Below are 23,595 nucleotides of genomic sequence, written 5' to 3'. Positions count from 1 at the left end.
GGTACACCGCTAACGACTGACGTGATGCGCCGCCATGATGGAACGATCTTCCCTTGTCGCCCCAGGCATTGCCGATAATCTTGCTCGATCGCCCGCCAGCGGGCTTTTTGCAGTCTGCCATCGCGCGGGCGCGGACCGCGTTGCTGGCGCGTCAAGCGGCCGATGGTCACTGGTGTTTCGAGTTGGAGTCCGATTGCACGATCACCGCCGAATACATCTTGATGATGCATTTCACCGACGAGATCGATGAGGTGTTGCAGGAAAAAATGGCGCGTTATCTGCGCAGCACCCAGGTGCTGGACGGTCACGGTGGCTGGGCGCAATACGTCGGTGGTGCGATCGACCTCAGTTGTACGGTCAAGGCCTATTACGCGCTGAAGGCGGCGGGTGATACCGCCGAAGCCCCGCACATGCGTCGCGCTCGCGAGGCGGTGCTGGCCCTGGGCGGCGCCGCGAGAACCAATGTGTTCACGCGGATTCTGTTGGCAATGTTCGAGCAAGTGCCCTGGCGCGCTGTGCCTTACTTGCCGGTGGAAATCATCCTGTTTCCACGTTGGGCGCCGATCCACATCGAGAAGATGTCGTATTGGGCACGCACCACCACCGTGCCGCTGACCATCCTCTGCACCCTGAAAGCCAAGGCGATCAACCCGAAAGGCATCGACATCCGCGAGCTGTTCACTGTGGCGCCGGAGCAGGAGCATCACTATTTCCGCACGGGCGGTTTGCTGAATCGAGTGTTTCTTGGCGTCGATCAATTGGGGCGCGCGCTCGACCGCTGGATGCCCGGGTCGCTGCGTCGCCGGGCGCTGCGCAAGGCGCAGAACTGGTTTCTGCCGCGCATGAACGGCGAAGATGGCCTCGGCGCGATTTTTCCGCCGATGGTCAACAGCTACGAAGCGATGCTGCTGCTCGGTTACCCCAAGGATCACCCGGCGCGACAGACTTGCTTGCGTTCGATCCAGAAACTGGTGGTGCACCGTCAGGATGGATCGGCCTACTGCCAGCCCTGTGTGTCACCGATCTGGGACACCGGCTGGAGCGCCATGGCCTTGCTGCACAGCGGTGATGATTCGACCACCGAGGACGGCATCACGCGCGCCTGCGACTGGCTGGTGGCGCAACAGGAACTGGAATGCAAGGGTGACTGGGCCGTGCATGCCCCCGAAGCGACACCGGGCGGCTGGGCCTTTCAGTATGCCAACGGCTACTACCCGGACATCGATGACACAGCGTTGGTCGCAGCGTTGTTGCACGTAGTGGATCGCCGTCGCGGGCGTCCCGGCGAGCACCGTTTCAACATCGAGCGGGCCACGGACTGGATGCTGGCCCTGCAATCGAAAAACGGCGGGTTTGCCGCGTTCGATGCCGACAACACCCACTACTACCTGAACGCCATTCCCTTTGCCGATCACGGCGCGCTGCTCGATCCGCCCACCGAGGACGTGTCCGGTCGCGTCGCCGCCTGCCTCGGGATCTTGGCGCGATCCGGAGATCACGCGGCCTTGCGCCGTTGCGTCGATTATTTGCGTGGCAGCCAGCGCAGCGATGGCAGTTGGTGGGGGCGGTGGGGCGGTAACTATATCTACGGCACCTGGAGCGCGGTATCTGGTCTGGTGCTGGCCGGCGAAGATCCGCGTCAGGCCTATTTGCGCACAGCGATCCACTGGCTGCGGGGGCGGCAACACGCCGATGGCGGCTGGGGCGAGAGCAACGACAGTTACCTCGACCCCGCGTTGGCCGGCACCAACAACGGTGTCAGCACCCCGCATTCGACCGCCTGGGCGGTGTTGGCGCAACTGGCGCTGGGCGAGCTGGAGTCCGATTCGGTGCGGCGCGGCATCGAATGCCTGCTGGCGTGTCAGCAGCCCGACGGGCTGTGGTCGCATCCATCGCACAACGCTCCCGGTTTTCCACGGGTGTATTACCTGAAATACCATGGTTACGCCGCGTATTTTCCATTGTACGCGCTGGCGCGTTATCGCCACTTGCTAGCGCAGGCGAGGGCGCAAGGGTGAGGTTGTACTCGGTGGGCATCGTGGTCGCCTTGCACAGCGAGGCGTCGGCGTTGACCTCGGCGTTGGTGCCTCGGGAAACACTGGTGTCACTGGCCGATGGCTGTGGGCTGTGGCTCAGCGGCATGGGCCCGGACGCCGCGCAACGGGCGGCACTGGCACTGGCCGATGCCGGGGCGTTGGCGCTGGCGACCTTTGGCGTGGCCGGGGCATTGGACGCCGGTTTGCGCAGCGGCACCTTGATCTGCCCGCAGCGCGTGCTGGACGACAAGGGCCACGTCTACGTCACCGACCGCGACTGGCGTGACCGGCTCTATCAACGGCTGTTCAGCACCTCATTGGCGTCGGCGTTCGACCTCGATCTGTTGAGTGTTTCCAGGCCGGTGTTCAGCGTGGCCGAGAAAATAGCCGTGCGCGAGCGTTATCAAGCGGCGGCCGTGGACATGGAAAGCGCGGCGGTGGCCCAGGTGGCTGCCGAGCGCAGATTGCCGTTCATTGCGCTGCGGGCGATTGTCGACGAACGCGATGACGCGATTCCCGAAGCATTGCAGCTTGCCGTCGATCCGTGGGGCCGGCCGCGTATCCCGGCGATGGTTGCTGCCTTGTGTCGGCACCCGCCGTTATTGCTGCGCTTGCCAGGATTGGCGTTGCGCATGGACAAAGCCCTTCGCGCGCTGGCGGCTGCTGCCAGCGCGGCGCCCGGCCTGCAACCCGCGCCGACCGCCCATGCCGTGGTTCGCCTGTCATGAGCGGCATTGTCCAGCGCTGCCTGGTCGGGCTGGTGGACGCCAGCGGCCGACAGCCATTCGCGGTCTTGTTGCTGGCGTTGGCACTGGCCGCAGCCAGTCTGTTCGGGGCTGACCGCTGGCTGAGTATCGATACGGATTCCGATCACTTGTTTTCCCCGGACCTGGCATGGCGTCAACAGAGCCAGGCATTTGCCGGACAGTTTCCGCAGTTCAGCGACACCTTGACCGCAGTGGTTCGCGCGCCGACGCCTGAGGAAGCGCGGGAAAGTGCCCTGATCCTGGCCCGAGCACTGGCGGCCGATAGCCAACACTTCCGTTCAGTGTCGACGCCGGGCATCAGCGCTTTTTTCGATCGCCAGGGCCTGTTGCTGCTGCCGTCCACCGAGCTGTTCGGGGTCATCGACAGTATGTTGCAGAACAGCCAGTTGCTCGATCCGCTGGTGGTCGACCCCTCGGCGCGTGGCGTGTTCAAAGCACTGGGGCGCCTGGTAGAGGTGGTGCAATTTGGTGCGACCGATTACCTGACGGGGTTTAATGCGCCGCTGACCAGCATTGGCAAAATCCTAGATGACAGCCTGGCCGGGCAGAGTGCGCCGTTGTCCTGGCAAACCTTGCTGATCCCTCAAGCTGCCAGCCCCGACGGTGGCATGGAGTTGCTGCTGATCCATCCGTTGCTTGACCACGACGCCCTCGAACCAGGCGGGGCCGCGACCCAGGCCATGCTGGCTATCGTCGCCGAGTTGCCCGACGTCAAGGCTGGACGGGTGCAGGTGCATTACACCGGGTCGGTGCCGTTGTCCGACGAAGAGTTTCGTTCGCTGACCGATCGCGCCGCGCCAATTGCGCTTGGCGCCGCGACGTTGGTGATTGTGTTTCTGGTGTTGGCCTTGCGCTCATGGCGGCTGGTACTGCCGGTGGTCCTGACGGTGTTGTTCGGGCTGATCTATACCTTGGGTTTCGCGGCGTTGGCGGTAGGTCGGTTGAATCTGGTGTCGGTGGCCTTTGCCGTGCTGTTCGTTGGCCTCGCGGTGGATTTCGGTATCCAGTTCGGTGTGCGCCTGCAGGCGTTGCAACGCCTGGATCACGGTTTCGCCGAGACGCTGCACCGCACTGCCGCGCAAGTAGCCGGGCAGATTGGTCTGGCCGCCCTGGCCACCGCCTGCGGGTTCCTGGCCTTCGCGCCGACCTCGTTCAGCGGCATGGCGGAATTGGGCATTATCGCCGGCGTCGGCATGCTGCTGGCGTTGCTCTGTACCTTGACCGTATTGCCGGCGCTGTTGCGGCTATTGCTTAAGGGCAACAGCCTTGTAGAGGTGACCTTGCCCGGCGGCGTAGCGGCGGATAGTTGGCTGGCCAGACGCCGCAATCGGGTGCTGGCGGTGTTTGTGCTGCTGGCTGCGGCTGGCGTGTGGAGCGCGATCAGTTTGCCGTTCGACGCCAACCCATTGCACACCAAGCGCGCAGACACCGAGGCGATGCAGACCTTGAGTGCGTTGATGAACGATCCCAACACCAACCCCTTCACCCTGAACGTGCTGGTGCCCGATCTGGCGACCGCGCGCAGCTTGAGCGCACGCCTGGCGGCATTGCCGGAGGTCGAGCAAGTGGTGTCCGCCGCTGATTTTGTGCCGGACGATCAGGCCGACAAACTGGAGCAGATCAAGCAGGCGCTGGACCTGATGTATTCGGTGGTCGCGCCGCATGAGGCGAAGCCGATGCCCACGGCGGACGAATTGCGCGAGGTAGCGCGCACCACCAGCAAAGCGATTGCCAGCGTCGCCAGTGGCTTGCCAGTCAACTCGCCGCTGCGTCATCTCGGCGAGTCGCTGGGTCGCCTGGCGCAGGCACCGGACAGCAGCCTGATCGCGGCCAACCACGCGCTATCGCGCTTCCTGCCCGAGACCTTCAAACGCTTGGGCGACTCGCTGTCCGCGCAACGCATCACCGTGCAGAACCTGCCGGACGACCTGCGTCGCGACTGGTTCACCCATGACGGTCAGGTGCGGATTCAGGTAACACCCGGCGATCAGGCGCAAAACACCGCCGGTCTGCGCCGTTTTGTCTACGCTGTGCAGGCGTTGGCGCCTCATGCAGTGGGATCGGCGCTTGATACGATCAAGTCGGCCGATACCATTTTGCAGGCCTTCGAACAGGCGGCGCTTTATGCGACGCTGGCCATCGCCGTGGTGTTGATACTGGTGCTGAGGCGGATTCGTGACACGCTGCTGGTACTGCTAACGTTATTGATGTCGGCTTTGCTGACCGCGCTGCTGGCGAGGGTGCTGGGCATTGCCATCAACTTCGCCAACATCATCGCCTTACCGTTGCTGCTGGGGGTTGGCGTGTCGTTCAACGTGTATTTCGTGATGAACTGGCGCAGCGGTGTGCGTCAGTTTCTCGGCTCGCCGACCGCCCATGCGATCCTGTTTTCCGCGCTGACCACCGGCACGGCGTTCGGCAGCCTGGCCATCGCTCGGCATCCCGGCACGGCAAGCATGGGATTGCTATTGTTGTTGAGTTTGTGTGCTGTGTTGTTGTCGACGTTTGTGTTCCTGCCGGCCTTGTTGTACCGCCTGTCCCGGCGCGAATTGATCGGCGAAGTCGCCTGTCAGCCTGCTGCGTAATTAGGAAACCGCTTCATACTGGCCAGCGCCCCCCCTTCTGGGCATAGCCTTTTCCATGACTCAGGAGTTCTGCTATGTCCGTGACCCGTGCAGGTTTCAGTTGTCGTTTGGCCCAGCTGTGTATTGTCGCCGGAGCCCTGGCTCCTATGGCCGCGCAAGCGGCAGACGATGATCCGTGGGAAGGCGTCAATCGCGCGATCTACCGTTTTAACGACGTGTTGGACACCTACACACTGAAACCCTTGGCGAAAGGTTACCAGTTCATCACCCCGCAATTTCTGCAAGACGGCATCCACCACATGTACAACAACATCGGCGACGTGGGGAACTTCGCCAATGATGTTCTACAAGGCAAGGCCCACGCCGCCGGAGTGGATACCGCGCGGTTGCTGTTGAACACCACGTTGGGTGTCGGTGGTTTCTTCGACGTCGGGACCAAGATGGGGCTGCCACGCAACGATGAAGACTTTGGTTTAACCCTGGGACATTGGGGTGTACCGACCGGGCCGTACGTGATGTTGCCGTTCTTCGGGCCGAGTACGGTGCGTGATGGTTTTGCCTTATACCCTGATTCTTATGCGCAACCCTATCGCTACATGAACGATATCTCTGCGCGTAATACGATTTATGGCGTTGGCATTGTTGACACTCGTGCCAGCCTGTTGTCAGCGGAGAAAGTGATTACCGGCGACAAGTACACCTTTATCCGTAACGCCTACTTGCAAAGCCGGGAATACAAGGTCAAGAACGGTAAGGTCGAGGACGATTTCTAAGTCGCGTCGCAACCACCTGTGGCAGTCCGGCTTGCCAAATCGCCATCGCCGGCGAACCGGACTGCTACGCAATGAGTGTTTGGCTCGACATCTGGACGTGCCCCCGATTCTGCACAGGCTGCATAAAAATACGTTCCCAGCGGTCTTCTCACCTCCCATAACTAATCATCAAAAGCACAGGCGTAGCCGCTGATTCAGGGTTTTGCGCACGTCTCATTCTGGATATTGCATCCTTACTGAACAATTGTTTAGTATTGGGGTGTGGACCATCCCTAAAACAATAAGACGAGGGTTTTGCATGTCATCCCAATCGCCATTGATCAATCAGGTTGAAGCGGGCGTCGCTTGGGTCACGTTGAATCGGCCTGCGCAGCGCAATGCGTTGGATATTCCAGCCCTGGAGGCGCTCAAGGTTTTGCTCGATGAGCATGAGCGGGATCCGGCAGTGCGGGTGTTGGTGTTGACGGGCACGGGGCGCAGTTTTTGTGCCGGTGCTGACCTGGATGAGTGGGCGGATGCGGACCGTCGGGGAATCCTTGAAACCTACGGTTGGACCGAAGCCGCGCACCGGTTGATGAGTCGGCTGCACAGTTTTTCCAAACCTTCGATTGCTGCGATCAACGGCACGGCGGTCGGCGCGGGGATGGATCTCACGCTGTGTTGCGATTTTCGCATCGCGGCGCAATCCGCCTGCTTCAAAGCTGGTTACACCGGCATGGCGTATTCGCCGGACGCCGGTGCCAGCTGGCATTTGCCGCGTTTGATCGGCGCCGAACAGGCCAAGCGCTTTCTGTTTCTCGACGAATTGTGGGGCGCCGAGCAGGCACTGGCGGTGGGCATGGTCGGCCAACTGTGTACCGACGATCAATTGCTCAGCGAAGCACAGACCCTGGCCGCGCGCCTGGCGTGCGGGCCGACGTTCGCCTTTGCCCACACCAAGACCCTGATCCGCGACGGTGAACGGCGTTCGCTGGTCGAGCAACTGAGCGCTGAACAAGCCGCTGGCCTGCTCTGTGGTCGCAGCGCCGACGGGGTGGAAGCCTTGCGCGCGGCCATGGAAAAACGCGTTCCGCACTTCATCGGCAAATAACTGAACGGCAGGTAGTGAGATGAATTTTCAACTGACTCAAGAACAAAACATGTTGGTCGCTTCGGTGCGCAGTTTTGTCGAAAAAGAACTGCTGCCGTATGAGGATGAAGTGGACCTTGCCGATGCGGTCTCGCCCGAGTTGGCCGCGCAGATTCGCGACAAGGCCCTGACGGCCGGTTTTTATGCGTTCAACATGCCGGAAGAGGTCGGTGGTGGCGGGCTGGATTATCTGTCGCAGGCGCTGATCGAACGTGAACTGGCCAAGTGTTCCTGGGCGCTGCACGTATTTGTCGCGCGGCCGTCGAAGATCCTCATGGCCTGCCGCGATCAGCAAATCGACGACTATCTGCTGCCCTGCGTGCGGGGCGAGAAGGTTGATTGCTTCGCCTTGACTGAACCGGGCGCCGGTTCTGATGCCAATGCCATCACCACCCGCGCGGTACGTGATGGCAACGATTTTGTGATCAATGGCAGCAAGCATTTCATCAGCCATGCCGGGCATGCCGATTTTGCGATTGTGTTCGCGGTCACCGATACCTATGAACACAACGGCCGCAAACGCAATGCGGTGACGTCGTTTCTGGTGGATCGCGATACGCCGGGCATGTCGATCCGCCGTGGCCCGCGCTGCGTGAGCAACCGTGGTTATCACACCAGCGAAATCTTCTTTGATGACTGCCGTGTGCCGGCGTCCAAGGTGTTGGGCGAGGTGGGTAAAGGCTGGGAAGTGGCCAATGCCTGGCTGACAGCGGGGCGGGTGATGGTGGCCGCCAACTGCGTCGGTCAAGCACAGCGGGCACTGGATGTCGCCTTGCAGTGGGCGGCGGATCGCAAGCAGTTCGGTCAGGCCATCGGCAATTATCAGGGTATCTCGTTCAAGCTCGCGGACATGGCCACGGAGATTCGTGCTGCTGAGTTATTGACCCTGAACACCGCGTGGAACATGGACCAAGGCACGATGACTGATGGCGAGGCCGGCATGGCCAAGCTGTTCGCCAGCGAAGTGCTGGGCCGCGCCGCCGATGACGCGGTGCAGATTTTCGGTGGCATGGGGTTGATGGAGGAGGGGCCGGTGGCGCGGATCTGGCGCAATGCGCGGATCGAACGGATCTGGGAAGGCACTTCGGAAATCCAGCGTCACATCATTTCCCGTGAACTGCTTCGCCCGTTGTCTCGCTGACAGGAGCCTCACTATGTCCCAGGACGCTGCACTGATCAGAGACAACCTTAAACGACTGCTCGCACCGCGCCATCTGGCGTTTATCGGTGGGCGCAGCATGGCTCGGGCTTACAAGCGCTGCGTCGAAGACGGGTTTGACGGCCAGTTGTGGCTGGTCAATCCGCAGCATGACAGCCTCGACGGCATCCCTTGCGTAGCTTCAGTCGCCGATCTGCCTTGCGGGCCGGACGCAGTGTTTATCGCCACCAACCGCGAGCTGACATTGACCTGCGTCGCCCTACTGTCCGCCAAAGGCGCAGGCGGCGCGGTCTGTTATGCCTCCGGCTTCGCGGAAACCGATGAGCAGGGCCAAGCGCTGCAAGTGCAGTTGCTGCAAGCGGCCGGCGACATGGCGTTGCTCGGCCCCAATTGCTACGGCGTGCTCGACTACCTGCACAGCGTCGCCCTGTGGCCGGTGGCCCACGGCGGTCAGCGAGTGGAGAAGGGCGTTGCGGTGCTGACCCAGAGCGGCAATTTCGCCTACAACCTGTCGATGAGTGATCGCTCGCTGCCGTTGGCCTACATGGTTTCGGTGGGCAACCAGGCGCAGTTGGGGGTCGCGGAGTTGATGGACGTGCTGCTCGATGAGCCAAGGGTCACCGCCATCGGCTTGCACCTCGAGGGTCTGAAGAACGTGCCCGGGTTTGCCCGCGCCGCGCAGAAGGCGCTGGAAAAGGGCGTTCCAATCATCGCGCTGAAGACCGGCGTATCGCAGATCGGCGCCGAGCTGGCCTTGAGTCACACCAGTTCACTGGCCGGTTCCGACGCGCTGTACGACAGCCTGTTCGCCCGCCTGGGGATCATTCGCGTCACGGGCCCGGTGAGTTTCGTCGAAACCTTGAAAGCCGCCGCGTGCGGCAACTTGCCCGCGGGGCCGCGCCTGATCGCGCTGGCCTGTTCCGGAGGCGATGCGGGGCTGATTGCCGACTATGCCGAGCGCAATGGTCTGAGCTTGCCGGCGCTGGATCAGAGCCAGCGGCAGGAACTGGCGCAGGTGTTGCCCAGCTACGCCAACCTGGTCAATCCCTTGGATTTCACCACCGCGATCTGGGGCGCGCGGGACGCCTTGAACAGTATGCTCGACACCGCGCTGCGCACCGACGCGGATGCGGCGTTGCTGGTGCTGGATTATCCATCGGAGTCTACCGGCGAGCGTAAGGAGTGCGATTTGCTGCTGGAGTTGTACTGCGATGCGCTGGCGCGCCACGGCAAGGTCGGTTTAGTCACCTCGGCGTTTCCCGAGCTGCTGCCGGCGTCGGCCCGCGAGCGGCTGCATGCGCGCGGCGTGGCAGCTTTGCAAGGCGTGGAAGATGGGTTGACGGCGTGGGGCAACATCGCTCACTACCATCATCGGCGTGAGGTGCTGCTGGCCAGGCACGAGTTGCTACCGATTGCTCCGCAGGCAATCGACGGCGTCGGTTATTGGTTGGATGAGTGGCACTCCAAACAGGCATTGCGCGCCTTTGGTCTGAGCGTTCCCGAAGCGCAACGCTGTCATCCACACGGGGCGGTGCTCGCCGCGCGCGAGCTGGGCTATCCGCTGGTACTCAAAGTGCTCAGCGCCGACCTGCCGCACAAGACTGAAGCCGGTGGCGTGGCGTTGAATCTAAAGGATGAGGCCGCGTTGAGCGCAGCGCTGGAGACCATGCGTGCTGATCTGAAACGCCACGCACCGGCGTTGCCCTTCGATCAGGTCCTGCTGGAACGCATGGCCACGGCGCCGCTGGCCGAGCTGATAATCGGAGTCAAGCGTGAGGCCGGTTTTGCCCTGGCGTTGGTGATCGGCGCGGGCGGGATTCTGGTGGAATTGCTCAAGGACAGCCGCAGCCTGCTGTTGCCCGCTAGCGACGAGGCGATTCGCGAGGCGTTGTTGAGCCTGCGCTGCGCGCCGTTGCTGACCGGTTTTCGTGGACGCCAGGCGGTGGACCTGGCGGCGTTGGTCCGGGCGATTCGCGCTGTGGCCGACTATGCCTGTGAGAACGCCGAGCGACTGCTGGAACTGGACGTCAATCCGTTGCTGGTCGGTGCCGAAGGCGCGGTGGCGGTGGATGCCTTGATTCGATTAAGTGGCGATTCAAAGCAGGTGCCTATGCCATCCGCAGACGTGACGTTGTAAAGTCGCCTGCGATCACCCGCCCTTGATGATGGAAGGAACAACACGATGGCCGAGGAAACCCGTTTCCTGCGCATGGACCCTGAACTACGCAAAGCCAATCTGGTGGAAGCGACGCTGCGCTGTCTTAAAAAATATGGCTTCGTCGGCACCTCGATTCGCAAGATCTGTGCAGAGGCCAAGGTCTCGGTGGGCTTGATCAGTCATCACTACGCTGGCAAGGACGAGTTGGTGGCTGATGCCTACCTGCACGTCACCGGGCAAGTGATGAGCTTGTTGCGCCATGCCGTGGCGAACTCGGGCGAGGGTGCCAGGGTGCACCTGTCGGCGTTTTTCGAGGCGTCGTTTTCGCCGGGCATGCTCGATCCTGAGTTGCTGGAAGCCTGGCTGGCGTTCTGGGGCGCGGTAAAAACCGCTGAAGCGATCAACAAGGCCCACGATCATTCTTACGGCGAGTACCGCACCATCCTCGGCCACGCCCTGGAAGAACTGGCACTCGAACAGGGGTGGCAAAGCTTCGACTGGGGCCTGGCCGCCATTGGCCTGAGCGCGCTGCTCGATGGCTTGTGGCTGGAATGCGGGCTCAACCCCAACACCTTTACCCCCGCGCAGGGCATACAGATTTGCGAGGCGTGGGTGGATGGCTTGCAGGCGGGCGGGTATAAGCGGTTTTTGCGTGGTTGATCGATGCTCAATAGTCGCTAGAGTGAGCAGCGCAACCTTGTAGGAGCTGCCGAAGGCTGCGAACCCAACGGCCGGAAGGCCGTTCCGACCTTATCGCAGCCTTCGGCAGCTCCTACAGTGGATCTCGGCAAGACCCATCAAACCTGTGAGAGCAGCGATGCGGCGATCCGACTTGCCTGCGAAAGGGCCACAACATCACACCCATTTGGAGTATGGCGATTGTCGGCCAACGGCTAAATAGTAAGCCCTCATTGTGAAGCATCACTTCTGCAATAAGGGAACGTTTTATGCCGACTTTAACCCCCGCATTTTTTTCGCAGTTTGAACCGGCCGATCTGGTCAGGGCTGACAAAGCGCATTACATGCACGGTTATCACGTGTTCGATGACCACCGAGAGCAAGGCGCCTTGAACATTGCGGCCGGTGAAGGTGCTTATATCTACGATATCGCAGGCAACCGTTTCCTCGATGCAGTGGGCGGCATGTGGTGCACCAACATCGGCCTTGGGCGCGAAGAAATGGCCGAGGCGATTGCCGATCAGGTGCGGCAACTGGCGTACTCCAACCCGTTCTCGGACATGGCCAACACCGTGGCGATCCGCCTGTGCGAAAAGCTCGCCAGCCTGGCGCCCGGCGACCTTGATCACGTGTTTCTCACCACCGGCGGTTCCACTGCGGTCGACACCGCCTACCGGCTGATTCAGTTCTATCAGAACAGCCGTGGCAAGCCGGAGAAAAAGCACGTCATCGCGCGACACAGCGCCTATCACGGCTCGACTCACCTGACGATGTCGATCGGCAACAAGCCCGCCGACCGTGTGCCTGAATTCGACTACGCCAACGACAAGATCCACCACGTCTCCAGCCCCAACCCATACCGCGCGCCGGGCGGCATGGACGAGGCGCAATTCCTCGAGTTTCTGGTCAATGAGTTCGAAGACAAGATCCTGACCCTGGGCGCCGACAAGGTTGCCGCGTTTTTCGCCGAGCCGATCATGGGCTCCGGCGGGGTGATCATTCCGCCAGAAGGCTATCTGTTGCGCATGTGGCAGGTGTGTCAACGTTACGACATCTTGTTCGTCGCCGATGAAGTCGTCACCTCGTTTGGCCGCTTGGGCAAGTTCTTCTCGTCCTGGGATGTGTTCGGCGTGCAACCCGACATCATCACCACCGCCAAGGGCCTGACCTCGGCGTACTTGCCGCTGGGTGCGTGCATCTTTTCCCAGCGGATCTGGGACGTCATCAGCGAGCCGGGCAAGGGCCGTTGCTTCACCCATGGCTTCACCTACAGCGGCCACCCGGTGTGCTGCACGGCGGCGCTGAAGAACATCGAGATTATCGAGCGCGAGAACTTGCTGGCCCATGTCGATGACGTTGGCGAATACCTCGAGCAGCGTTTGAACACCCTGGTCGGCCTGCCTTTGGTGGGCGATGTGCGCTGCAAGAAACTCATGGCCTGCGTCGAATTCGTGGCCGATAAAGCCAGCAAGACGCTATTCCCGGAAGCCTTGAACATTGGAGAGAAAATTCACCTCAAGGCGCAAGAACGGGGCTTGCTGGTACGGCCCATCGTGCACCTCAATGTGATGTCACCCCCACTGACCATCAGTCGCGCACAGGTCGATGAAATTGTCGAAACCCTGCGCATCTGCATCCTCGAAGTGGCTGACGAACTGCAGCGAAGCGGGCAATACGCCGGTCGATGAGTGCCACCATGCAGCCTTTGCGCGCCAGTAGCCCAGTCGCTAGACTGGCGCGCATGAATTCAACAGACCCCAGCGTTCCCCTCCAGGCTCTGCATGATTGGCATGTAGGCATGGCCAGCGCGCTCGCGCACATCGAGCAGCCGGATGCCCTCGGTCTTCTGGCGCAAGCATTGGGCACGTTGGCACCGATTGATTCGGTAATGATCAGCCTGGAGCGCAAGGACCGGCCGCCGCAGTTGCTGTATCAACACGGCATTCCCGAGGCTTACCAAGACGCGGTGCTTAACCGCTATTTCACCGTGGGTTACTTACTCGACCCGTTCTGCCTCGCGGTTGAAAGTGGCCTGGCGGAAGGCTTTTACACACTGGCCGACATCGCCCCCGACAACTTCTTCGACAGCGACTATTACAAGACCTACTACTTGAAAGTCGGCTGCAGCGAAGACAGTTATTACATCGTCAACCTGGACGACTACAGCAAAATCTCCGTCAGCCTTTTTCAGGGTATGGGCGCCGACAGCTTGTGCAGCGAACAATTAAGCGTGCTGCGCGCCGTAGAGCCGTTAGTGCGGCTGTTCGTCAGTCAATTCGGACGCATTGAACTGCAACGCCAACCGGCCCTCACCGAGCCCGAAACCTTCGCGGAAAACACCACCACCGACGTCAATCAACGAATCCAGGCCGCGTTTGCCCAATTCGGCTGCGACGTGCTGACAGAACGCGAGCGCGAAGTCGCGCACATGGTCCTGCGCGGGCACTCGATAAAGTCCACGGCGCGAGAAATGGGCATCTCCCCGGAAACCGTGCGCATGCACCGGAAGAATCTGTATGTGAAGCGTGGTATTAACTCGCAGTCAGAGTTGTTTGCGCAGTTTATTGAGTGGTTGCAGCAGGGGTAGGGCGCGACGTTTTTTACCTTGAAAGCGCACCCACCCATTTGGAGTATGGTGTCGGTATCCGATTGGCTAAATAGTGAGGCAGACGCCACGTCAGATAAACCCGCCCAGAGGTGAACTCAACATGCGCAATGCGTTAGCCATCGTTTCCGGTCTCATACTTCTCCCGTTTGCGGCACTGACCCACGCGGCGGTCGACGCCGATGACAGTCATACGCTGAGGATCTACAACTGGGCGGACTACATCGGCGAGCACACGCTGGCGGACTTCGAGAAGGCCACCGGGATCAAAGTGGTCTACGACACCTTTGACGGTTATGAAGCGGTGCAGGCCAAGTTGCTCACCGGGCACTCCGGTTATGACCTGGTAATGCTTAATGCCTCGCTGGTGCCACCGTTGATTCAGGCCAAGGTGTTCCAGCCACTGGACAAGAAACAACTGCCGAGCTGGAAAAACCTTGACCCGGAAATTCTGCAAAAACTGCAGGCCTACGATCCGGGTATCGTCTATTCGGCGCCCTATACCTGGGGCAGTAACGGCGTGACTTATAACGTCGATCAGATCAAGGCGCGGATGCCCGATGCGCCGCTGGGTTCGCTGGCGATGGTATTCGATCCGAAGGTGGTTTCGCGGTTTGCCGACTGTGGCGTGACCCTGGTGGATGCGCCGACCGAGGTCATTCCGTTGGCCCTGAAGTACCTCGGTCGTGACCCGCGCAGTGCGGCGCCGGAGGACCTCAAGGCGGCGGAGAATCTGTTGCTGTCGGTCAGGCCTTACATCAAGAAGTTCGACTCGGTGAACTACCTCAACAGCTTGCCCAATGGCGATACCTGCATGGCCATGACCTGGTCCGGCGACGCCGCCACTGCTCAGGCGCGAGCCGAAGAGGCCGGGCTGAAGACCAAACTTTCGTACTTCATTCCCAAGGAAGGTTCGCTGATTTGGTTCGATGACATGTACATCCCCAGCGATGCACCGCACGCAGCCAACGCGCACAAGTTCATCGAATACATGCTGCAACCGCAGCAGATGGCCAACGTCACCAACTTCATCCATTACGCCAACAGCAACAAATCGTCGACGGCGCTGATCAATGCCGATGTATTGGCCAATCAGGGGATTTATCCCGACGATGCGACCCGTAGCCGATTGTTTGCGCAGAAGACCCACGACGCCAAGGATATGCGGGCGATTACGCGGGTGTGGAATACGGTTAAAACCGGGATGTGATTCCACGTTATCCAGACGCCGCGCTGTTGCGTTTCAAAAAACGTTGGTGATGGCGTTGTATGGACAACCGATGCTGTTACGCGAAGCTTGGATTGGTGTGTATATCCGTTTTTTGCGTTTAGCTGGCGTTATGGTTCCGCCCTGACGGCGGGTCACTTTTGGCAAAATCGCCCCAAAAGTAACCAAAAACGCTTTGCCCCGCCATACGGGTCCTCGCTTAGGCTCGGACTGCCCTCACTCCGGTCCTGTTCCTGGGGCACGCCGCGACCCGCCATCCCTGGCGGGGGTCGCGGCTTGCTCGACATCCATGTCGAGCATCCCCCGGAACAGGACCTGCGTTCGGCCTGCTGGGAACGGGGCGATAGTGGGTTTCGTCAGGGGGATCGCCAAGATCAAGATCAGGATCAGGATCAGGATCAGGATCAGGATCAGGATCAGGATCAGGATCAGGATCAGGATCAGGATCAGGATCAGGATCAGGATCAGGATCAGGATCAGGATCAGGATCAAAATCAAGAGCGCGGCCCCCCATAGCAGTCCGGCTTGCCGGTGATGGCGATCTCAAAGGTGTCATCGCCGACAAGTCGGACTGCTATGGAATCAGCCTTTGCCCGCTAAGGCTTTCAGTCCCAAATCGTGACCGATCCAGCGGTAGTTCAAGCTCGCAGCGCCCTGTGCGATTTTGTCGCACCTCGCCGCAACCCAGTGTGGACGCACCTTGTAGGACTTATCGTCCTTTAGTCCAATACATCGGCAGATGTCCTACGCAGCGCAACGATGTTAAATTCCGCGCATGAAATCCCCTCGAATTTTCCGCACGCTCACGGCCTGGACGCTGTACCACAGGACCGCCGCGCATGAATAGCTTACTCACACGCCGCCAAATGATCGCAGGCATGGGGCTGCTGAGCCTCGGCCTGCTCGCGGGTTGCGATGATTCCAAGACTTTGTCGTACAAATATGGCAAGGACCTGAGCAACCAGATCCTCGGGCGAACCTTCAAGCTGAAAGACACTCAGGGTCACGAACGCTTCCTCTCGAGCTTTCGCGGCAAGATGCCGATGGTGTTCTTCGGCTTCACCCAATGCCCGGCCGTGTGCCCGACAGCATTGGCCCGCGCGGTGAAAATCAAAAAACTGCTGGGCGCGGACGGCGATATCTTCCAGCCGGTGTTCATCACCCTGGACCCGGAGCGCGATACGCCTGAAGTGCTCGACGCTTATGTCAAAGCCTTCGACCCGAGTTTCATCGCGCTATACGGCTCGCTGGAAGACACCGCGAAAACCGCCAAGGAATTTGGCGTGTTCTACGAAAAAATACCCAGCGGCGACACCTATACCTTGTCCCATTCGGCCACCAGCTTTGTGTTCGACACCAGTGGCCGTCTGCGCCTTGGTTTGTCGCCGTCTCTGTCCGCCAAGCAATGTGCCGAAGACCTGGCCACTGTGATGGAGGTCTGCTAATGAACCTGCGAATCGGTAAATCCATGACCTTGCAATCGGTTAAGCGCTCTGTGTTGTTGCTGTCTCTTCTGGGCTTGAGCCTGCAGGCCTCGGCGCAAACCCTGGTGGAGGATGCCTGGGTTCGCGCTACTGTGCCGGGGCAGCCTTCGACGGGCGCGTTTATGCGCATTACCGCGAGCAGCGACAGCATGCTGGTGGATGCCACGTCCACTGCGGCCAAGACCGTACAAATCCATCAGTCGACCATGAAAAACGACATCATGAGCATGACGCCCGTGGCCTCGGTGCCATTGCCGGCCGGCAAGGTGGTTGCCATCCAGCCCAGCGGCTACCACGTGATGTTGATCGACCTGAAGAAGCAAGTGAAAGCGGGCGACGAGGTGCCGATTACCCTGACCGTGGAAAATGCCCAGGGTGAGCAGGAGACCATCGATGTGGTTGCCAAGGGCCGGGCGCTGAACGCCGGGGATGACGACGGGATGTAATCAAAGGGCAGGGCGCAGGTCATTCGACGATGACCTGCGCTTGAACGCAGGGAAGGGGCTTTCTCTGTCTTCAATCGCCGCTGAACACCACCGGTTTCATTGCGGCGGTGTTGACGCTGAGCGTGAACACTTCCGGTCGCGAGTAATGCCCGGTCACGTCGAAGTCCAGGTTGCCGGCGCGCGCCACGGCAAGATCGATGTCGGCGTACAGGATGGTTTCCATGTCGAACACCGGGCCTGCGAGGACTTGCCCTGTCGGGCTGACGATCATGCTGCCGCCACGCATGATGTAATCGCTCTCCTGCGCATCAAGTCCGAAGTCTTCGCGGTATTGCGGCGGGTACTCTGACAGGGTGATGGCCTGGCATGCCGATAACACAAAGACGCGACCTTCCAACGCAATGTGGACCATCGACGACGCCCAGGTCGGGCGATCGTCTGCGGTCGGCGTGCAGTAAATTTCGGTGCCTTGCGCGTACATCGCCTGGCGCAGCGCCGGCATGTAGTTTTCCCAGCAGATGACACTGCCCACTCGCCCGAAAGGGGTGTCGACCGGTGCGATCGTCGACCCGTCACCAAAGCCCCAGATAATCCGTTCCTGCCCGGTTGGCATCAGTTTGCGGTGATACCCGGCAATGCCTTGGCCAGGTGCCAGCGTCACGGAGGTGCAGTACAGGGTCCGGCCCAACAACTCGATGATGCCAATCACCACGTAGACGCCGGTTTCGTTGACCACCTCACTCAAGTAGGCCAGTTCCGGCCCCTGCAACGTTACGGCGCCGTCCATATAGCGTTGAAAGTGCGTCCGACCGGTGGTGTTGCGGCTACCCACAACAGTGCCGAAGGCCGCGCCTTTGGGGTAGCCCCCCAGGAATGCTTCGGGGAATACCGCCAGTTGGGCGCCTTGCGTTGCTGCGGTGCGGATCAGGCCAGCGGCCTTTTCCGCGCTGAGTTGTGGTTCAAAAGGAATTGACGATGCCTGAATAACAGCTGCTTTGGTCATGTTGATGCTCTTGTAGGCGTTGACAGACGATTGGCTTAACCGTGAGTGATATCCCGATCTTTGGTTTCAGGAAGCATGAACCAGAGAACGATGAGGCAAATCAGCGAGACGCCCGACAGATACCAGGCGGGAATGTTTGGGTTATGGGTGGCCTGGATCAGTGCTGCAGCGATAAACGGCCCCGGACCGGCCAGCAATGCCAAGGCCACGTTGTGCCCAATAGCGGCACCGGTTGAGCGGATCGAGGCTGGAAACACCTCGACCAGCAGGACCACGTCCATCACGGCGGTGACGGCAACCAACGCCGCCATGATGATTAACCCCAGCACGATGGCCACGTAGTTGCCGGTGTTCAGCAACACGAATATCGGATAAGCCAGAACCGTCAATGCCAGCGCCGAGGCCAGTACGAATTTACGTCGTCCGAAACGGTCGCTGAGGCGTCCGACGATGGGATGGAAAATCGTGTAGAACACCAACGCAATGCTGCACAGCCACAACGCGGTGGGTTTACTCAAGCCGACGGTTTGCACCAGATGGTTGTTTGCGTAGGTAATGAAGTAATACAGCGAGACGCCGAACAACGCCGAGAACGCGAAGGAAATGACAAACGCGCGGAATTTTTCCCGTGCCGAAACGGGGGCAAGGCTATGGGTTGCGCGCTTGCGCTCCAGTTCGGTGTAGACCGGGGTATCCCCCAGTTTGCGGCGGATGTACATGGCGACCCCAGCCATGACGATCGACGCCAGAAACGGCAAGCGCCAGCCCCAACTTGCGACCGCATCCTCGGGCAGTAACACGGAAATGATGGCGGCAGTGGCTGTGCCACAGAGAAACGCGGCGCCTGCGGTGCCGGTTATGACGCTGGCGGCCGTAGCCCGGCGGTTGGCCGGCGCGCTTTCCACAATATAGATGCCGGCGCTGGACCACTCGCCACCCACCATCATCCCTTGCAGAAAGCGCAGTATCACCAGCAGGATGGGCGCAGCGATACCGATGGTGGCGTAATCGGGCAGCAGACCAATCAAGGTGGTCGCCAGACCCATACCGAACACGGTAATGATCAGCACCGCACGTCTGCCCAGCTTGTCACCGATGGGTCCGAGGATCATCGCGCCGACTGGCCGGGCCAGAAAGCCCACTGCGAATACGGCCAGTGATGACAGCAGCGAAGTGCCGGGCGCGGCGGAGGGGAAGAACGCATGGCCAATAATGGCCGCGAAGTAGCCATAGATGGCAAAATCAAACCATTCCATAAAGTTGCCAATGCCCACAGCAAAGGCACGCTTTCGCAGGTCCGCGTGGCGAGTGGGTAGTGCGGTGTCAGTGTGTGTTGCACTCAGCGAACGTTGCATCCGAAGCTCTCCGTTGTTCTTGTTCAGTGAACCGAGAGTAGGGATTTCTCGCCATATCAATCAAACGAATAGTAGAGATGGCCATGATTAGCATTGCTAATATCAGTCGCTTGGACCTCAACCTGTTGGTCACTTTCCAGTGCCTGATGAGTGAGCGCAGCGTGACCCGGGCAGCGGCCGTATTGCATGTCACTCAAGGCGCGGTGAGCTCTTCGCTCAAGCGCTTGCGCGAGCATTTCAATGACGAGCTTTTCTTGCGTAGCAGCGCTGGAATGGTACCTACACGACGTGCGCTGGAACTGGCGCCGAAGGTGATGGAGGCATTGACTGCAGTGTCTGCCATTGTGACCCGGGGGCCACACTTTTCCGTTGAGACCTCTACTCGGGTGTTTAATATTGCGCTGTCCGACGATATCGAGAGTTACCTGTCGGCACGTCTGGTCAACGAAGCGAAAGTTCGAGGGTTGTCGGTAAAGTTCGCGTTTCACCAAACCAACAGCTTATTGTGGAAAGCGGCACTGGCAGACCCGGACATGGACTTGGTCCTGTGTTCGGAACCCAAGGAATTCAGTTCGCATTACTCTTCACAGGTGTTGTTTTCATCATCTTACTCGTGTCTGTACGACGGTCCTCGACTGAACATCAGCAGTCCGATTACCCGGGACGAATACCTCTTGCATGATCATGTACGCGTTTCCTTCGATGGCCGTCGTGGATTCGTCGATGACTTACTGGAAAAAGAAGGCATCGTGCGTCGCGTCTCGGCTTCCTTCACGCATTTTGCCGGGGCCCTGGCGACGTTGGTACACGGTGATGTCATTGCAACCTGGCCCACGTTCGCGGCGCTGTCCTTTGCCCGTATCGCGAGGCTGACGGTGAGCCCGGTGCCCATCTGCGTCCCGGCATTTCGGGTGTTCCTGATTTGGGAGGTAGAGCGCAATGCGGATGAGCAAAACCAGTGGTTGCGTAACTTCATTATCGACGTCACCCAGGCGTTACAGCATGGGTCAATGACGCCGCCTTAGTCTGGGCATTCAAGTTCCCACTACTTCAGCCGTTACTTAACTAACTATTGCCTTTAACTCGGGATTCAGAGCACGTCATGACAGGGATATTGCCCGTAAGCTCAACCTCTTCGGCCGTCATGACGACTGCGTCGAACGTGGCCTCCAACCAAACTAACAGTGACTCGGTGAGTTCCGCCGCATCGCCGGCTTCGGTGGTCACGTTGGGCCAGGACACTTCTGTGGTAAACGCAGAGGTGTATACGCCACGCGGCACCTTGCCCGATGCAGCGACGCCCGCCTGGGAGTATGTGCAGCAGGATAAAGTGACGTTAGCCATGATGGGTAACTTCAACTCGCATTCTGTTGCTGGCCGATTCCAGGGGTTGGGCGCGACGCTAATGTCGCAATTGACTTCGGGCGGCACCAATATCTCGCAGTCGGTCATCCGTCCCTCGGCTGCCGGCAAGATGAACGCCACGCAGTTGACCGCCGCGCAGGATAAGTTGCATACCAAGGCTGACAACTCGGTCACCCTGACCATCAAGACCGCCAGCGGTAAAACCATTCAGCTCAGCCTGTCGAGCAACGAAGACGGGTTGGCGGTTCAGGCACAGGTGAGCGGCGGCGAACTCAGCGATGACGAACGCACGGCGCTGGCCGGCATGGCCGATGCTTTTCAGTCGGCCATCGATGGCTTCAGCGCCACGCCGCCGAAACTCAATCTGGACAAGCTGGCGCAGTTCAACTCGACGGTATTTTCCTCGGTTGACCTCAGCGGCAAGCTCAAGCTGGGTGAAAATCGGAGCCAAACCCTGAGTTTCCATGCCGACGCTCAGCAGCGCAGCGTGCAAATGAGTGGGCCGGCCGGGGATGTAAAACTGGCGGTCAATGTGAAGAACGGCAACACCCTGGGCAGCGCCGATCAGCAAGCCAAGGCGCTGGCGAGTTACCTGAAGCAATTTGAGTCGGCGAAGCAGCGGGGCAGCGGCGATCCGGCGCTGATGAGCCTGTTTGAAGATGCGTTTTCGGCATTGCAGAGCAACAAGAGTTTGAGCCAGGCCGCTGCTGCACCCACCACGGCCAACTCGGTGGCCTTGAGCGATGAGGATCATGGGATGTTGACCGGGCTGGCCGATTTCTCCGGCTCGGTGACCCAGGCCACTAAGGCGATCAACCCGATGCGTCCGAGTGAACTGGACACATTTGCCTATCAGGTCTCGCAATCCACTCAGACCAAAGGCAGCACGTTGGATCGCTCTATCGATCAAAACCAGCAATCGCAGTTGACCGCCAGTTACCACAAGAGCTCGATCCCGGGATCGCCTCTGGACTTGCGCAATACTGCGGCCTCGCAGAACTACGATTTTTATCAGGTCGACGACAGCGCCAGCAGTTCAGCCCATTTGGGGTATGACAAGGGCAACCTGGTCAGTGCGACGCTGACGCAGTCGGCCTCGCAACACACCACGGTGTCCAAGTATTTGCTGGGCCACCTGCAAAGCACCACCGTCACCCCGCAACAGGCCACTAAAACCCGGAACCTGTTGGGGCTGTTGCAAAAGGCAATGCAGGATGACGACAAGGCCAAGGCGTATGGCGGGATTTCGACGCTGAAGGATACGTTGTCGGGGTTGCAGGACAGCGTGATGTTGCAGACTAATCCAGCGAAGCTGAGTTGATTTTGCTTCTGCCGAAGGTGTAGGAGATTCTACGCCCTCAGACAACACACTTGACCCAGTAGGAGCTGCCGAAGGCTGCGATAAGGCCGGAACGGCCTTCGCGATATCAATTGATCGCAGCCGTCGGCAGCTCCTACGCCCTTCGGGCAGAGTCTTTTGGCATTTACGGCCTCAGGACTCCAATTGCCGGCCACGGGTCTCCGGCAGGCTCAGCGCCGCCAGTATCACCACTCCATACGCGCCGGCGGCAAACACCCCGATACCGGTGCCGATGGGCAGCGTTTCGCTCAGTGCGCCGATCAGGAACGGGAACAGTGCAGCGATGGAGCGTCCGGCGTTGTAGCAAAAACCCTGGCCCGACCCACGCATGCGGGTGGGAAACAGCTCGGTGAGAAATGCGCCCATCCCGGCGAAGATCCCCGAAGCAAAGAAGCCTAGCGGGAAACCGAGCCAGAGCATCCAGGTGTTGCTGATCGGCAGTTGGGTGTAGGCCAGCACAATGGTCATTGAGCCGATGGCAAACAGGATGAAGTTCTTTTTGCGGCCGATGGCATCGGTAAGCAACGCGCTGCTGACGTAGCCGACGTATGACCCCAGAATCACCATCGCCAAGTAGCCGCCGGTGCCTAGCACACTCAGGCCACGCTCGGTTTTCAGAAAGGTCGGCAGCCAGGTGGTGATCGCGTAGTAGCCGCCCAGGGCTCCGGTGGTCAGTAACGAAGCGCGCAGTGTCGTGCTGAGCATGCGTGGGGCAAAGATCTCGAAGAACGCAAAGCGGGTCTCTGAGCTGGGTTTGGCTTTGCGCTCACGTTGAGACTGCTCGAAGGTGTCCGATTCTTTGACCACGCGGCGGATCACCAGCACGAACAACGCCGGTATCAGGCCGATCATGAACATCGCTCGCCAGGCCTGTTCCGGTGGCAGGATGCTGAACAGCCCGGCATAGAGCAATGCTGTCAGCCCCCAGCCCAACGCCCAGCCAGACTGCACCATGCCCACCGCTTTGCCGCGATCCTGAGCGCGGATCACCTCGCCAATCAATACTGCGCCAGCGGTCCACTCGCCACCGAAGCCAAAGCCCATCAGGGTCCGTGCTGCCAGCAATTGCTCGTAGTTCTGCGCCAGTCCGCAAAGAAAGGTGAAGAAAGCGAACCACAGCACCGTCAGTTGCAGGGTGCGTACGCGGCCGATGCGGTCGGAGAGTATCCCGGCGATCCAGCCGCCGGCTGCCGAGGCCAGCAGGGTGCAGGTGCCAATCAGCCCAGCGTCGCCTTTGGACACGCCCCAGGTAGCGATCAGCGTCGGGATCACAAAGCTCAGCATCTGGGTGTCCATGCCGTCCAATGCATAACCGACCTTGCAGCTCCAGAAGGTGCGTTTTTCATTTTTCGACAAGGGGCCGTACCACTTGAACGGGTTGGCGCGACCCGTGCTTTCAGGCACGTGATCAGTCATGGTCTTTTCCATGGGATGTTCCTGCGGCAGCAAACGAAGATGACGGAC

General features: G+C 60.1%; 19 protein-coding genes. 15 read left to right on the top strand and 4 right to left on the bottom strand.

All coding sequences use genetic code 11. The features are described from left to right. Positions 1-53 precede the first annotated feature (53 nt). The 11 genes from shc (at position 54) to ACF0H7_RS16590 (ending at position 15,100) form a co-directional block, all read left to right on the top strand. Positions 54-2,018 carry a squalene--hopene cyclase gene (gene shc / locus ACF0H7_RS16640; RefSeq protein WP_397448010.1) on the top strand — a complete coding sequence of 655 codons (1,965 nt, stop codon included), beginning with the start codon at positions 54-56 and terminating at the stop codon, positions 2,016-2,018. Between the two features lie 11 nt (positions 2,019-2,029). After that, positions 2,030-2,764, top strand: coding sequence for a purine and other phosphorylase-like protein, family 1 (locus tag ACF0H7_RS16635; protein ID WP_397448009.1), 735 nt, complete (start codon positions 2,030-2,032; stop codon positions 2,762-2,764). Further along, on the top strand, positions 2,761-5,388 hold the full coding sequence (locus ACF0H7_RS16630; protein WP_397448008.1) for an MMPL family transporter: 2,628 nt from the start codon (positions 2,761-2,763) through the stop codon (positions 5,386-5,388). The genes ACF0H7_RS16635 and ACF0H7_RS16630 overlap by 4 nt, the downstream gene beginning before the upstream one ends. 74 nt (positions 5,389-5,462) lie before the next feature. Beyond that, positions 5,463-6,161, top strand: a complete 699-nt coding sequence (locus tag ACF0H7_RS16625) for a VacJ family lipoprotein (protein WP_397448007.1) — start codon at positions 5,463-5,465, stop codon at positions 6,159-6,161. A gap of 298 nt (positions 6,162-6,459) precedes the next feature. Continuing rightward, positions 6,460-7,251, top strand: coding sequence for an enoyl-CoA hydratase/isomerase family protein (locus tag ACF0H7_RS16620; RefSeq protein WP_397448006.1), 792 nt, complete (start codon positions 6,460-6,462; stop codon positions 7,249-7,251). Between the two features lie 19 nt (positions 7,252-7,270). Continuing rightward, the gene (locus ACF0H7_RS16615; protein WP_397448005.1) at positions 7,271-8,431 is read left to right on the top strand and encodes an acyl-CoA dehydrogenase family protein; all 1,161 of its coding nucleotides are present in this window, start codon (positions 7,271-7,273) and stop codon (positions 8,429-8,431) included. Positions 8,432-8,462: 31 nt separating this feature from the next. Further along, the gene (locus ACF0H7_RS16610) at positions 8,463-10,586 is read left to right on the top strand and encodes an acetate--CoA ligase family protein (protein ID WP_397453918.1); all 2,124 of its coding nucleotides are present in this window, start codon (positions 8,463-8,465) and stop codon (positions 10,584-10,586) included. Positions 10,587-10,631: 45 nt separating this feature from the next. Beyond that, complete coding sequence (locus ACF0H7_RS16605; RefSeq protein WP_397448004.1) at positions 10,632-11,267, top strand: TetR family transcriptional regulator C-terminal domain-containing protein; 636 nt, start codon at positions 10,632-10,634, stop codon at positions 11,265-11,267. A gap of 287 nt (positions 11,268-11,554) precedes the next feature. Then, a complete protein-coding gene (locus ACF0H7_RS16600) occupies positions 11,555-12,973 on the top strand; it encodes an aminotransferase (RefSeq protein ID WP_397448003.1) in 1,419 nt (472 codons plus the stop codon). Then, complete coding sequence (locus tag ACF0H7_RS16595) at positions 12,970-13,872, top strand: helix-turn-helix transcriptional regulator (RefSeq protein WP_397448002.1); 903 nt, start codon at positions 12,970-12,972, stop codon at positions 13,870-13,872. Before ACF0H7_RS16600 ends, ACF0H7_RS16595 begins: the two co-directional genes overlap by 4 nt. A 121-nt stretch (positions 13,873-13,993) precedes the next feature. Beyond that, positions 13,994-15,100, top strand: a complete 1,107-nt coding sequence (locus tag ACF0H7_RS16590) for a polyamine ABC transporter substrate-binding protein (protein WP_397448001.1) — start codon at positions 13,994-13,996, stop codon at positions 15,098-15,100. Between the two features lie 234 nt (positions 15,101-15,334). On the opposite strand, the gene ACF0H7_RS16585 is transcribed toward ACF0H7_RS16590, so the two are convergent. Beyond that, positions 15,335-15,616 (bottom strand): hypothetical protein, encoded by a 282-nt coding sequence (locus ACF0H7_RS16585; protein ID WP_397448000.1) that lies wholly within the window; start codon positions 15,614-15,616, stop codon positions 15,335-15,337. A gap of 341 nt (positions 15,617-15,957) precedes the next feature. Here ACF0H7_RS16585 and ACF0H7_RS16580 point away from each other — a divergent pair, with 341 nt between their 5' ends. After that, the gene (locus ACF0H7_RS16580) at positions 15,958-16,563 is read left to right on the top strand and encodes an SCO family protein (RefSeq protein WP_397447999.1); all 606 of its coding nucleotides are present in this window, start codon (positions 15,958-15,960) and stop codon (positions 16,561-16,563) included. Beyond that, a complete protein-coding gene (locus tag ACF0H7_RS16575) occupies positions 16,563-17,048 on the top strand; it encodes a copper chaperone PCu(A)C (RefSeq protein ID WP_397447998.1) in 486 nt (161 codons plus the stop codon). Before ACF0H7_RS16580 ends, ACF0H7_RS16575 begins: the two co-directional genes overlap by 1 nt. A 70-nt stretch (positions 17,049-17,118) precedes the next feature. On the opposite strand, the gene ACF0H7_RS16570 is transcribed toward ACF0H7_RS16575, so the two are convergent. Further along, complete coding sequence (locus ACF0H7_RS16570) at positions 17,119-18,051, bottom strand: carbon-nitrogen hydrolase family protein (protein WP_397447997.1); 933 nt, start codon at positions 18,049-18,051, stop codon at positions 17,119-17,121. A 35-nt stretch (positions 18,052-18,086) separates the two neighbouring features. Continuing rightward, entirely contained in the window at positions 18,087-19,406 is a 1,320-nt protein-coding gene (locus ACF0H7_RS16565) for an MFS transporter (RefSeq protein WP_397447996.1), read from the bottom strand. Between the two features lie 83 nt (positions 19,407-19,489). Here ACF0H7_RS16565 and ACF0H7_RS16560 point away from each other — a divergent pair, with 83 nt between their 5' ends. Next, complete coding sequence (locus ACF0H7_RS16560) at positions 19,490-20,431, top strand: LysR family transcriptional regulator (RefSeq protein ID WP_397447995.1); 942 nt, start codon at positions 19,490-19,492, stop codon at positions 20,429-20,431. 167 nt (positions 20,432-20,598) lie between these two features. Continuing rightward, positions 20,599-22,092 carry a lactate dehydrogenase gene (locus ACF0H7_RS16555; protein WP_397447994.1) on the top strand — a complete coding sequence of 498 codons (1,494 nt, stop codon included), beginning with the start codon at positions 20,599-20,601 and terminating at the stop codon, positions 22,090-22,092. Positions 22,093-22,263: 171 nt separating this feature from the next. Here the strand turns inward: ACF0H7_RS16555 and ACF0H7_RS16550 are convergent, their stop codons facing one another. Continuing rightward, positions 22,264-23,547: an MFS transporter gene (locus tag ACF0H7_RS16550; protein ID WP_397453916.1), complete on the bottom strand. Its 1,284-nt coding sequence runs from the start codon at positions 23,545-23,547 to the stop codon at positions 22,264-22,266. Between the last annotated feature and the right edge of the window lie 48 nt (positions 23,548-23,595).

The sequence above is a fragment of the Pseudomonas sp. NA-150 genome (genome assembly GCF_044336365.1).
Taxonomy (GTDB): domain Bacteria; phylum Pseudomonadota; class Gammaproteobacteria; order Pseudomonadales; family Pseudomonadaceae; genus Aquipseudomonas.
Note: the sequence above shows the minus strand (reverse complement) of the source record. Positions and strands in the feature narration are given on the sequence as shown.

Bases quoted from the DNA above. Each gene is read 5' to 3' on its own strand.
- ACF0H7_RS16620 (WP_397448006.1), top strand. From the start codon at position 6,460: ATGTCATCCCAATCGCCATTGATCAATCAGGTTGAAGCGGGCGTCGCT.
- ACF0H7_RS16625 (WP_397448007.1), top strand. From the start codon at position 5,463: ATGTCCGTGACCCGTGCAGGTTTCAGTTGTCGTTTGGCCCAGCTGTGT.
- ACF0H7_RS16580 (WP_397447999.1), top strand. From the start codon at position 15,958: ATGAATAGCTTACTCACACGCCGCCAAATGATCGCAGGCATGGGGCTG.
- ACF0H7_RS16560 (WP_397447995.1), top strand. From the start codon at position 19,490: ATGATTAGCATTGCTAATATCAGTCGCTTGGACCTCAACCTGTTGGTC.
- ACF0H7_RS16595 (WP_397448002.1), top strand. From the start codon at position 12,970: ATGAGTGCCACCATGCAGCCTTTGCGCGCCAGTAGCCCAGTCGCTAGA.
- ACF0H7_RS16575 (WP_397447998.1), top strand. From the start codon at position 16,563: ATGAACCTGCGAATCGGTAAATCCATGACCTTGCAATCGGTTAAGCGC.
- ACF0H7_RS16615 (WP_397448005.1), top strand. From the start codon at position 7,271: ATGAATTTTCAACTGACTCAAGAACAAAACATGTTGGTCGCTTCGGTG.
- ACF0H7_RS16565 (WP_397447996.1), bottom strand. From the start codon at position 19,406: ATGCAACGTTCGCTGAGTGCAACACACACTGACACCGCACTACCCACT.
- ACF0H7_RS16600 (WP_397448003.1), top strand. From the start codon at position 11,555: ATGCCGACTTTAACCCCCGCATTTTTTTCGCAGTTTGAACCGGCCGAT.
- ACF0H7_RS16605 (WP_397448004.1), top strand. From the start codon at position 10,632: ATGGCCGAGGAAACCCGTTTCCTGCGCATGGACCCTGAACTACGCAAA.
- ACF0H7_RS16630 (WP_397448008.1), top strand. From the start codon at position 2,761: ATGAGCGGCATTGTCCAGCGCTGCCTGGTCGGGCTGGTGGACGCCAGC.
- ACF0H7_RS16590 (WP_397448001.1), top strand. From the start codon at position 13,994: ATGCGCAATGCGTTAGCCATCGTTTCCGGTCTCATACTTCTCCCGTTT.
- ACF0H7_RS16550 (WP_397453916.1), bottom strand. From the start codon at position 23,547: ATGACTGATCACGTGCCTGAAAGCACGGGTCGCGCCAACCCGTTCAAG.
- ACF0H7_RS16570 (WP_397447997.1), bottom strand. From the start codon at position 18,051: ATGACCAAAGCAGCTGTTATTCAGGCATCGTCAATTCCTTTTGAACCA.